Consider the following 12861-nt stretch of genomic DNA (forward strand, 5'->3'; position numbering starts at 1 on the left):
CCGGTTCGCGACCGGTTCGACCGTGGGCGGATCGGCCGTTGTCCGGGCCGCGTCCCGGGGTGCCCCCACGACCGGGGTTACCTCGGCGGCGTGGTGTCGGGCGGCGTCGGGCGATAATCAATACTTCGGAGCCGACGGGGTACCGCGGGCCGAGGCCGGTACCGGCAGGTAACGAGCGGCGTGCACCGGACCGATGCTAGGAACGGGAACGGGCGCGACGGCAGCGCCGTGGCATGTCGCGACGAGTGAGACTGGTAGGACGAGGCAGGTAGATGGATTCGCGGGTCGGGCAGTCGTGCGATCAGAACCGGGAGAGCGGCACGGAGGCGGTGCGCTCGCCCCGATCCCGACCCACTCGTCCCGCCCGGGTGCGTCGCCCGCGGGTGACGACGCTGCCGCAATTGATGGCCACGGCGGTGGAAGCCAATCCCGACGGGACGGCGGTGGTGTTCGCCGACGCGGTGGATTCGTCGGGCGCATTGACGTATGCGCAGTTGGATGCGCGGTCGAACCGGTTGGCCCGGCTGCTGATCGACCGGGGCATCGGCCCGGAGGATCTGGTGGCGGTGGGGGTGCCGCGCTCGGTGTCGTCGGTGGTGGCGGTCTGGGCGGTGGCCAAGACCGGGGCGGGGTTCGTTCCGGTGGACCCGAACTATCCGCTGGAGCGGGTCGAGCACATGGTGACCGACTCCCACGCGGTGGTGGGGTTGACGGTGACCGAGGTGGCCGCCGGACTACCGGACGTGGTGCGCTGGATCACCCTCGACGACCCCGACACCGAACGGTTGCTGGAGGGGTATTCGGCGGATCCGGTGGTGTTCACCGACCGGGTGCGGCCGTTGCGGGCCGAGCATCCGGCCTATGTCATCTACACCTCCGGGTCCACCGGTAAACCCAAGGGCGTGGTGGTCACCCAGGCCGGGTTGGCCGGGTTCTGCGCCGAACAGAAGGAACGGTATCGGCTCGACACCACGACCCGGGCCCTGCATTTCGCCTCCCCGTCGTTCGACGCCTCGGTATTGGAGTTGCTGTTGGCGATCGGTGGGGCGGGCACCCTGGTGGTGGCCTCACCGCTGGTCTACGGCGGTGACGAGCTGGTCGCGCTGTTGCGGCGCGAGCGGGTCACGCATGCGTTCATCACCCCGGCGGCATTGGCGTCACTGGACCCGACCGGGCTCGACGAGTTGCGGGTGGTGGTCGCCGGTGGTGAGGCCTGCCCACCGGAATTGGTGCGTCGCGTAGTGCAGCCGATCTCCGGTGGAACCCGGGAGTTCTACAACGGATACGGGCCCACCGAGACCACCATCATGACCAATATCAGCGATCCGCTGGTGCCGGATCGCATGGTGACCATCGGCGCCCCCATCCGCGGGATCACCGCGTATGTGCTCGACGAACGGTTGGTGCCGGTGCCCAGCCGGGTGGTGGGGGAGCTGTATCTGACCGGCGCGCAACTGGCCCGCGGCTATCACGACCGGCCCGGGCTGACCGCCCAACGGTTCGTCGCCAATCCGTTCACCGGCGACGGGTCGCGGCTGTATCGCACCGGTGACCTGGTGCGTTGGACCGATGACGGCGCTCTCGAATATGTGGGACGCAACGACTTCCAGGTCAAGGTCCGTGGTTTCCGTATCGAACTCGGTGAGATCGACGCGGTGCTGGCCGCCCACGACAGCGTGGATTTCGCCGTCACCATCGGCCACACTCTCGACACCGGGGCCACCATCCTCGCCGCCTACGTCCACCCCGCTCCCGGCCACACCGTCGACACCGCGGCACTGATCGAGCACACCGAACAGCGGCTGCCCCGCCATATGGTGCCCACCACCATCACCGTGCTCGACACCATCCCGTTGACCCCGGTCGGCAAACTCGACCGCGCCGCCCTCCCTGCCCCGACCCTGCAAACCACCGCCTATCGGGCGCCGCAGGGCCGGCTGCAGGAAGCGGTCGCCGAGGTTTTCACCGATCTGCTCTCGCCCACCGACCCGGTCGGCGCCGACGACGACTTCTTCACCCTCGGCGGCAACTCCCTGATCGCCACCCGCGCCGCCGCCCGTCTCGGTGAAATCGTCGCCACCCGCGTCCCGGCACGACTCGTCTTCGAGGCCCCCACCGTCGCCGGTCTGGCGGCCCGACTGGAACAACTCACCGGCACGGGCGAACGTCGGGCCCTGACGGCAATGGAACGTCCGGAACGGATTCCGCTGTCGCTGGCCCAGCAGCGCATGTGGTTCCTCAATCAGTTCGACCCCGCGTCGGCGGTGAACAATATTCCGTTCGCGGTCCGGCTGTCCGGCGAACTGGACGTGGCGGCCCTGCGGGCCGCGGTCGGGGATGTGATCACCCGTCACGAGACCCTGCGGACCGTGTACCCGGCGGTGGACGGTATCGGCTATCAGAAGATCCTGGCGCCCGACGAGGCGATGCCCGATGTGGTTTCCGAGCCGATCACCGAGAGCGCGTTGCCCGAATGGTTGGCGGCCCTGGCGCTGACCGGTTTCGATGTCGCCGATCAGGTGCCGCTGCGGATCGGGTTGGCCGAGCTCGGCCCCGATGAGCACATCGTCGCCATGGTGGTGCACCATATCGCCGCCGACGGCGCCTCCATCACCCCGTTCCTGCGGGATCTGCTGACCGCCTACCTGGCCCGGCACGCCGGACAGGCCCCGTCCTGGGATCCGCTGCCGGTGCAGTACGCCGATTACACACTGTGGCAGCGGGAATTGCTCGGCGACGAGAACGATCCGGGGTCGGTTGCCGCGAAACAGCTGGAATTCTGGCGGCAGCAGTTGGCGGGTCTCCCGGATCGGATCGATCTGCCCGCCGACCGGCCCCGGCCCGGGGTGTCGAGCGGCGCCGGACGGATACACGGTTTCGATATCGACGAACGATTGCACCGCGGTATCGCCGAGCTGGCGCATCGGACCGGGGTCTCGGAGTTCATGGTGGTGCACGCGGCCTTCGCGGTGCTGCTGGCGCGATTGGCCGCCACCGACGACGTCACCGTCGGTATCCCGATCGCCGGACGCGGGGAACGCGAACTGGACGACCTGGTCGGCATGTTCGTCAACACCCTCGTGCTGCGCACCCCCATCGACCCCGCCGAACCGTTCCTCGATCTGCTGGGCCGGGTGAAGGAAACGGACCTGGCGGCATTCGCCCACGCGGAGCTGCCGTTCGAGCGGCTGGTGGAAGTATTGGATCCGGTGCGCTCGCAGGCACATCACCCGCTGTTCCAGGTGGCGCTGTTCTTCCAGAACCTGGATATGCCGCAGTTGGAGCTGCCCGGTCTGTCGGCGTCCCCGCTCGACTTCGACGCCGCCATCGCCAAATTCGATCTCCAGCTGAATATCGTTCCGCGCAACTTCGCCGACGGCGCGCCGGCGGGACTGAGCGCCTCGTTCACCTACGCCACCGATCTGTTCGACGAGGCCACGGTGGCAGAATTCGGGCAGCGGCTGATCCGGATATTGGATACCGTCATCGCCTCCCCCACCGAGGTCGTCGGCGACATCGATCTGCTCGACCCCGCCGAGCGGGAACGAATCCTGTTGGATCGCAATGCCACCGACCATCCGGTGGCGCCGGGACTGCTGCTCGACGGTTACCGCCGGACCGCCGCCCGACTGCCCGACGCACTGGCCGTGGTGTACGAGGGCACCGAGCTGACGTACCGGGAGTTCGACGAGCGCGTCAACCGGTTGGCCCGGGTGCTGATCGAGCGTGGGGTGGGCGCCGAGTCGCTGGTCGGTTTGGCATTGCGGCGTTCCCCGGAGCTGGTGATCGGTATGTACGCGATCATCGCGGCCGGTGGTGCGTATGTGCCGCTGGATCCGGACCATCCGATCGAGCGCATCACCCATATCCTCGACACCGCCGAACCGGTGTGCGTGCTCACCACCGCCGCCGACGCGGAGTCGCTGCCGGCGGGCACCCCCATCCTGCCGATCGATGCCCTCGCCACGGACGGCATCCCCGCCGATCCCGTTCGCCCCGATGAACTGTTGCGTCCGTTGCGGCCGGAGCATCCCGCCTATGTGATCTTCACGTCCGGTTCGACCGGTCGCCCCAAGGGGGTGGCGGTCTCGCATGCCGCCATCCACAACCAGATCGAATGGATGCTCGCCGAGTACCCGCTCGACGAGCTCGACGTGTACCTGCAGAAGACCGCGACCACCTTCGACGTGTCGCTGTGGGGCTACTTCATGCCGTTGCGGGCCGGCGCCAAACTGGTGTTGGCCACCCCCGACGGGCATCGCGATCCCGGCTATATCGCCGAGATGATCGCCACCCACCGAGTGACGGTCACCGATTTCGTCCCGTCCATGCTGACCGTTTTCGCCGCTCATACCGCGCCCGGCAGCATCCCCACCCTGCGCGATGTATTCGTGATCGGTGAGGCGCTGCCGCCGGAGACCGTCGCCGCCGTGCGCGCGGTGTCCGAGGCGAGAATCCACAACCTCTACGGCCCCACCGAGGCCGCGGTCTCGGTCACCTACTGGCCGGCCGGGTCGCAGCAGCGGTCGGTGCCGATCGGTCTGCCGCAGTGGAACACCCGGGTGTACGTCCTGGACGCGCGGTTGCGTCCGGTGCCGGTCGGGGTACCGGGTGAGCTGTATCTGGCCGGAGATCAGTTGGCCCGCGGTTATGTGCGCCGCCCGGATCTGACCGCCGACCGATTCGTCGCCGATCCGTTCGGTTCGGGTGAGCGGATGTACCGCACCGGCGACCTGGTGGTGTGGCGACCCGACGGTGAGACCGGAACCGTGGTGCTCGATTATCTGGGCCGCACCGACTTCCAGGTGAAGTTCCGCGGTCAGCGCATCGAATTGGGGGAGATCGAGACCGCGCTGTTGGCGCAGTCCGAGGTGAGCCAGGCGGTCGCGCTGGTATCCGCCTCCTCGCTGGGCGATCAGCTGGTGGCCTATGTGGTTCCCGCCCCCGGCCATACCGTCGACCAGGACGAACTGCTCACCGCGATCGGGAAAACCCTTCCGCCGTACATGATTCCGGCGGCCATCGTCACGCTGGACGCGTTCCCGCTCAACCCCAGCGGGAAACTGGACCGCAAGGCGTTGCCCGCCCCCACGTTCACCGCTCGGGAATTCCGGGCGCCCACCACCCCGGTGGAGGAGATCGTCGCCGAGGTCTTCGCGGAAGTGCTCGGCGTATCCCGTATCGGCGTGGACGACGATTTCTTCGCCCTCGGCGGTAATTCGCTCGTCGCGACCCGGGCCGTGGCCCGACTGGGCACCGCCGTCGGCGCGCGGATTCCGGTGCGGACACTGTTCGAGGCCCCCACCGTGGGCGCGTTGGCGGCGGCCGTCGAATCGGAAACCCACGCCGATCGGCGGATCCCGCTGGGCAGCATTCCGCGTCCGGAGCAGTTGCCGTTGTCGCTGGCCCAGCGACGCATGTGGTTCTTGAACCAGTTCGATCAGGGCGACGACGCGGCCGCGGCCGCCGGCTCGGCCGCCTACAACCTGCCGTTCGCGCTGCGGCTTTCGGGTGAGCTCGATATCGCGGCATTGGGTGCGGCGCTCGAGGATGTGCTCGCGCGGCACGAGGTGTTGCGCACCGTGTACCCGGAAACACCGGACGGCCCGGTGCAGGTCGTGCTGCCCGTGGGACAGGCCCGGCTCGATACCGCGCCGCGGCGGGTGCGCACCGACGAAGTGGCCGGCGAGGTGTACGCCTTGGCGGCGATGTCGTTCGACGTGACCGAGCAGGTGCCGGTGCGGGTGCGGTTGCTCGAGATAACCGATGTACCCGCCGGTTCCGCTCCCGAATACGTGTTGGCGGTGGTGGTCCACCACATCGCCGGTGACGCCTCGTCGATGGGACCGCTGGTGCGGGATGTGATGGTGGCCTACGGGGCGCGGTTGACGGGAGCGGAGCCCGGCTGGGAGCCGCTGCCGGTGCAATACGCCGACTACGCGCTGTGGCAGCGCGCCGTACTCGGCGACGAACGCGACCCCGATTCGGTTGCCGCCCGCCAGATCGCCTACTGGCGTGCGGAGTTGGCCGATCTGCCGGACGTGCTGGAACTGCCCACCGACCGGCCGCGGCCCGCCGTCGCGTCCATGGCGGGTGGCCGGGTGCCGGTCGTGATCGATGCGCAGACCCATGCCGCGCTGCTGGAGGTGGCACGCGCCCACAACGCCACCCTGTTCATGGTGGTGCACACGGCATTCGCCGTGCTGTTGGCGCGGTTGTCCGGCGCGAACGATATCGCCATCGGCACCCCGGTCGCCGGACGCGGGGAACGCGAACTCGACGACCTGATCGGCATGTTCGTCAATACGGTGGTGTTCCGTTCCCGGATCGACGGCAACGAGCCCTTCGACCGATTGCTGGCCCGTCAGCGGGAAACCGATCTGGCGGCGTTCGCGCACGCCGATATCCCGTTCGAGCGGTTGGTGGAGGTGCTGAACCCGCCGCGGTCCACCGCCCACCATCCGCTGTTCCAGGTGGGTCTGTCGTTCCAGAACGTGGCCCGTACCGCCCTGGAACTGCCCGGTCTGTCGGTGAGCGGGGTAGACGCGGAACTGGAGGTGTCCCAGTTCGATCTGCACCTGATCGTGGGCGACAACTACGACGAATCGGGTGCGCCGACCGGTATCGGTGGGTTCATCACCTATGCCACGGATCTGTTCGACGCCGACACCGTTGGTGGGTTCATCGCTCGGCTGACCCGCATACTCGCGGCCGTCGCGGCCGATGGCTCCGTCCCGGTGGGCGATATCGACATTCTCGATTCCGCCGAACGGCGTACCGTGCTCGCGGACTGGAACGACACCGCCTTCCCCACGGTGCCACGCGGCACCACCCTGGTGTCCCTGCTCGACCACACGGTTGCCACGCACCCCTACGCGCCGGCTCTGGTCGCGGATCTGCCCGAGGGCGGTCGGGTCGAACTCGACTACGCCGAACTCGACCGGCGGGTCAATCGGTTGGCCCGGCGACTGCTCGCCGCGGGGGTGCGACCCGAGGTGCCGGTCGCATTGGCCATTCGGCGGTCGGTGAACCTGGTCGTCGCCATGTACGCGGTGACCAGGGCGGGCGGTGCCTATGTCCCCATCGACCCCGATCAGCCCGCCGAACGTACCGGTTACATCCTCGACACGGCACGACCGCTGTGCATTCTCACCGACGCCGCCACCGGCTTCGACACCCACCTGGCGCCCGTGCTGCGGGTGGACTCCGAGGAGATCGCGCAGTTCGACGACACCCCCATCGGTATCGCCGAACGCGGCGCGGTGCTGCGGACCGACCACACGGCCTATGTGATCTTCACCTCCGGTTCCACCGGACGGCCCAAGGGGGTTGCGGTACCGCACGCCGCCGTGGTCAACCAATTGCTGTGGAAGACGGCCGAATTCGATCTCGGTCCCGACGACGCGGTGCTGTTGAAAACCCCCGCGACCTTCGACCTGTCGGTGTGGGAGTTCTGGTCGGCCGTGGTCTGCGGCGGTCGATTGGTGATCGCGACCCCCGAGGGGCACCGCGACCCCGAGTACCTCGGCGAACTCATCGCCCGGGAATCGGTCACCACCCTGCATACGGTGCCGTCGATGCTGGACGCGGTGCTCACCGCCTCCGGTGGGCGCCTCGCCACCTCGTTGCGTCGGGTATTGGCCATCGGCGAGGCACTGCCGGGTTCGCTGGCCCAGCGGTTCCGCGCCGTCGATCCCGGCAGTGACCCCGAGAACGGGGCGGGTGCGCAACTGTTCAACCTGTACGGTCCGACCGAGGCCGCGGTATCGATCACCAGTCACCGTGTCACCGGCAACGATACGAATACGGTGCCGATCGGTCGACCCGAGTGGAACAGCCGCGTCTACGTTCTGGACGCGCGACTGCGTCCGGTCCCGGTAGGAGTGCCGGGCGAGTTGTATCTGGCCGGTGCGCAATTGGCCCGTGGCTATTTCGCCCGCCCCGATCTCACCGCCGAACGTTTCGTCGCCGACCCGTTCGGTACCGGGGAGCGGCTGTACCGCACCGGCGACCTGGTCGCCTGGACCGCCGACGGGGAACTGGACTACCGCGGTCGCACCGATTTCCAGGTCAAGATCCGCGGGTTCCGTATCGAACTCGGCGATATCGAGGCCGCGATACTCGCCCTGCCCGAGATCGCGCAGACCGCCGTGGTGGCGCATACCGATTCGCGTACGGGCAATCGTCTCGTCGGCTATCTGGTGCCGGTGTCCGCGCGGGATACCGGTGCCGATGCACGGGTGGACGGAACCGACCTGGATATCGGGCGGGTCCGTTCGGCGCTGGAGAAGGCACTGCCGTCCTATATGGTGCCGTCCGCTTTCGTGGTGTTGGATGCGTTGCCGCTGAACGTCAACGGCAAACTCGATCGCAGGGCATTGCCCGATCCCGAATTCGCCCCGCGCGAATACCGTGCGCCCGCAGGGCAAACGGAGGAGACCATTGCGCAGGTATACGCCGAGGTGCTGGGCCTGGAACGGGTCGGCGCGGACGACGACTTCTTCGAACTGGGCGGCGACAGCATTGTTTCGATCCAGGTGGTGTCGCGGGCCCGGGCCCGTGGGATCGCATTCTCCGCGCGCGATGTGTTCGAGGCACGCACGGTGGCGGGTATCGCTCGGCGCGCCCGCTCCGTCGATGTGGCGCAGGAGTTGTCCGACACGCCGCTGATCCACCTCTCGGAAGCGGATATGGAGCGTTTCCGGCGCGAATATCCGGAACTGTCGCAGGTGTGGCCGGTGACACCGCTGCAGCAGGGCATGCTGTTCCACGCCTTGTTGGCCGATACCACGATGGATGCCTACACCATCCAGTACATGCTGGATCTGGGTGGGGACGTGGATCCGGAGCGCTTGCGGGCCGCCGCGCAGGGGGTGTTGGACCGGTACGAGAACCTGCGGGTCTGCTTCGCCGAGGATGGTGCGGGTAACCCGGTGCAGATCGTGCAGGACGGGGTGCAGGTGCCGTGGCGTCGGATCGATCTGTCCGATGTCTCCCCGGATGCGATCTCCCCGGATGCGGTGGCCGCGGAGTTGGAACGGCTGCGGGCGCAGGATCTGGCGGATCACTTCGATATGCGAACAGCTCCACTGCTGCGGTTCGCGCTGGTGCACACCGTTGCCGCGGACGGTGGATCCCACTACCGATTGCTGGTCACCACCCACCACATTCTCGTCGACGGTTGGTCGATACCGCTGCTCATGCGGGACCTGTTGACGCTGTATGCGCTCGACGGGGCCGCGGTGGAGCTGCCCGAGCCGCCGGCGTACCGCACCTACCTGTCGTGGTTGGTCGCCCATGACAACGGGACGGCACCGGCCGCGTGGCGGGCCGCGCTGGACGGGGTGACCGAACCGACCCTGGTGGCGCCCGTGGACCCGGGCCGAAGGATCACCGCCGGCACCGGGGAAACCGGTTTCGCGCTCTCGCCCGAGGCCACGGCGGCATTGGCCGGAACGGCCGCCCGCCACGGGGTCACCGTGAACACGGTGGTGCAGGCGGCGTGGGGTCTGCTGCTCGGCCGCAGCCTGGATCGTGACGATGTGGTGTTCGGTGCCACGGTGTCCGGCCGACCGCCGGAGCTGCCGGGGGTGGAGTCGATGGTGGGGTTGTTCGTCAATACCCTTCCGGTACGGGTTCGGCTCGGTGCCCGTGACACCCTCGACGAGGTCCTGACCCGATTGCAGACCCAGCAGACCGAACTGCTGGACCACCACTGGCTCGGCCTGGCCGATATCCAGCACGCCATCGGTGTGGAGAATCTGTTCGATTCGTTGGTGGTGTTCGAATCCTTCCCGATCGACACCGAAGGACTCGCCCGCGCCGGTTCGGTGGGCGGTATGAACGTCAACGGTGTGGCCTCGGTGACCGGCACCCACTACCCGCTGACCGTCATGGTCGTGCTCGGCGACCGGCTGCAGGTGTCGTTGCAGTACCTGCGCGATATCTTCGACGATGAACAGGCCGAGGCGCTGGTGCGGCGATTGGAAATGCTCATCACCAGGTTCGTCGAGACCCCACGGGCCCGGGTCGCCGAGATCGACGTGCTCTTCGACACCGAACGCGCCGAGCTGGCCGCCCACAACGACACCACGGTGCCGGAGCTGCTCGACGAGGCAACCCTGCCGGTCCTGTTCGACGCGCAGGTGGCGCGCACCCCCGAGGCCGTGGCGGTGCGTTACGGCGAGACCGTACTCACCTACGGTGAACTGGATCGCCGTTCCCGGACGCTGGCGGCCGAACTGCGTCGCCGGGGTGTGAGGGCGGAAACCCTGGTCGCGGTGGCCATGCGGCGCGGTGTCGAGCTGGTGGTGACGGTGTACGCGGTGCTGCGGGCCGGTGGGGCGTATGTGCCCATCGACCCGGACCACCCGGCCGAACGCAGCGAGTATGTGCTGACGGGCGCCGCACCGTTGTGTGTGCTGACCACGACCGACACCGGATTCCACACCGAGACGGGGGTCCCGGTGCTGGCGGTGGACACCCTGGACCTGCCGGTGGACCCGGTTGCGGGTATATCGGGACGGCCCGATGACGGGGTGTGGGAGGACGACCCGGTGCGGCCGGACAACCCGGTGCGGCCGGACGACCCGGTGCGGCCGGACAACACTGCCTATGTCATCTACACCTCGGGATCGACAGGACGTCCGAAGGGTGTGGCGATCACGCATCGCCAGATGGTCAATCAATTCCGGTGGGCGCAGCGCACCTATCCACACGACGGATCGGATGTGGTGCTGCACAAGACCCCGACGACATTCGACATCTCCACCTGGGAGTTGTTCTGGCCGTTGCAGACCGGCGCTTCCATCGTGATCGCCGAACCCGACGGCCACCGTGACCCGGCGTATCTGTCCCGGGTGATCCGCGAATACTCGGTCACCACCGTGCATTTCGTACCGTCCATGCTCGACGCATTCCTCGACCCGGCCGCCGCCGGTCACGAGGCGTCGGGCGACGATTTCGGATCGGACGGATATCCTTCGCTGCGAAGGGTTTTCGCCGCCGGTGAGGCGCTGTCCGCGCAGACGGCCGATATCTTCGCCGCCACATTGCCGGGGGTCGAGTTGATCAACTGGTACGGTCCCGCCGAGGCGACGGTGGTCACGGCGCAGCCGGCCGCACAGCGTGGCACCGGTTCGGCGGTGCCGATCGGGCGTCCGGTCGCCAATACCCGGGTGTATGTGCTGGATCGGCAGTTGCGTCCGGTACCGCCGGGCGTGGCGGGTGAATTGTATGTGGCGGGTGTGCAATTGGCGCGCGGCTACCAGTACGCGCCCGCCCTCACCGCGGAACGGTTCGTCGCCCATACCGACGGTGCCCGTCTGTATCGAACCGGGGATATCGTCCGATGGCGTGACGGTGCTCTGGAATACTTGGGGCGCAGCGATTTCCAGGTGAAGTTGCGTGGCCAGCGCATCGAGTTGGGCGAGATCGAAACCGTGCTGGTGGACCATGATTCGGTGCGGCACGCCGCGGTCTCGCTGGTGCGTGGCGATCTCGGGGATCGGTTGGTCGCCTATGTGGTGCCCGTCGATCCGGTCGCCGGTATCGACGAGCGGCGACTGTCGGAGCACCTGCGGGGTGCCCTACCCGTCTATATGGTTCCCTCCGCCATCGTGGCCCTGGATGCCTTCCCGCTCAATGCCAGTGGCAAACTCGATCGTCGGGCATTGCCGGTGCCCGAACCGACCGAGCGGCCCTATCGGGCTCCGAACACGCCGTTGGAATACGCGATCACCGAGGTGTTCGCCGAGGTATTGGGTGTCGAGCGGGTGGGTTTGGACACCGATTTCTTCGAACTCGGTGGCAATTCCCTGCTCGCCACCCGTGTGGTGAACAGGCTGCGCGCCCGCATCGGGGCACAGGTACGGGTGCAGTGGTTCTTCACCGATTCCACCCCGGCCGAACTGGCGGCCCGCATCCTCGACGGCCGCGACGACGCGGATGCCGACAGGGCCTTGGCGGTATTGCTGCCATTGCGGACCCGGGTGCCGGAGGGCCTCGCTCCGGCAGCTCCGCTGTTCTGCGTGCACCCCATGTTCGGTATGGCCTGGAGCTATGCCGGTGTGGCGCGCTATCTTCCGGCCGAATACCCGATCTACGGTCTGCAGTCGCCCGCATTGAGCGAGGACTATCTGCCCGACGCGCTCATCGATATGGCGCGACGCTATGTCACCGAGATCCGATCGGTGCAACCGCACGGTCCGTACCGCCTGCTCGGTTGGTCGTTGGGTGGCGTCATCGCGCACGCGATCGCCACGGAACTCCAGGACGCGGGCGAAGAGGTCTCGTTGCTGGTGATGCTGGACAGTCTCGCCGATATCGACGACACCGATTTCCGGTCCGCGGTGCGCGATGCGCTCGCCGAGATCGGTATCACGATCGGGGACGAATTCGCCGGTACGGAATTCGCCGGTGAGGACATCCATGATCTCGGCGACGAGGCGCTGTCGATCCTGCGGTCGATGATCCCGTCCGATATGGCGGCGCTCGATCTGGAGCGATTGCGGTGTATGTACCGTAGTGCGATGCGGTCCACCCGGTTGATCAACGAGTACCGGCCGGGAGTGTTCCGTGGCACAGTGCACTTCTTCAGCGCCGAAGAACACCCAATGGCGGCGGGCACGTGGGAACGCTACGTGGACGGGACGGTGGTCGACCATCCGCTGCCGCATCGGCACGAGGAGATGACCACACCCGAGGCGCTCGCCGTAATCGGTCCGAAGCTGGCCGAGTGGCTCGCCGAGGTGGACGGTGCGCCGGACCGAACCTGAGTGGACTCGGCTCGAGTCGGCGGGCAACGCCCCGCGCGTCCCGGGCCGATGCGATGATAAGCAGCGCGGACGTGGCGGTAGGGGG

1 protein-coding gene is annotated in these 12861 nt (G+C 67.7%); it reads left to right on the forward strand.

Features of this window, described 5'->3' with window-relative positions; genetic code table 11:
- The first annotated feature begins 272 nt into the window (after positions 1-272).
- The gene (locus ON32_RS03325) at positions 273-12776 is read left to right on the forward strand and encodes a non-ribosomal peptide synthetase (protein WP_083873953.1); all 12504 of its coding nucleotides are present in this window, start codon (positions 273-275) and stop codon (positions 12774-12776) included.
- The last annotated feature ends 85 nt before the right edge of the window (positions 12777-12861 follow it).

The organism is Nocardia paucivorans NBRC 100373 (assembly GCF_000308675.1).
Classification (GTDB): domain Bacteria; phylum Actinomycetota; class Actinomycetes; order Mycobacteriales; family Mycobacteriaceae; genus Nocardia; species Nocardia paucivorans.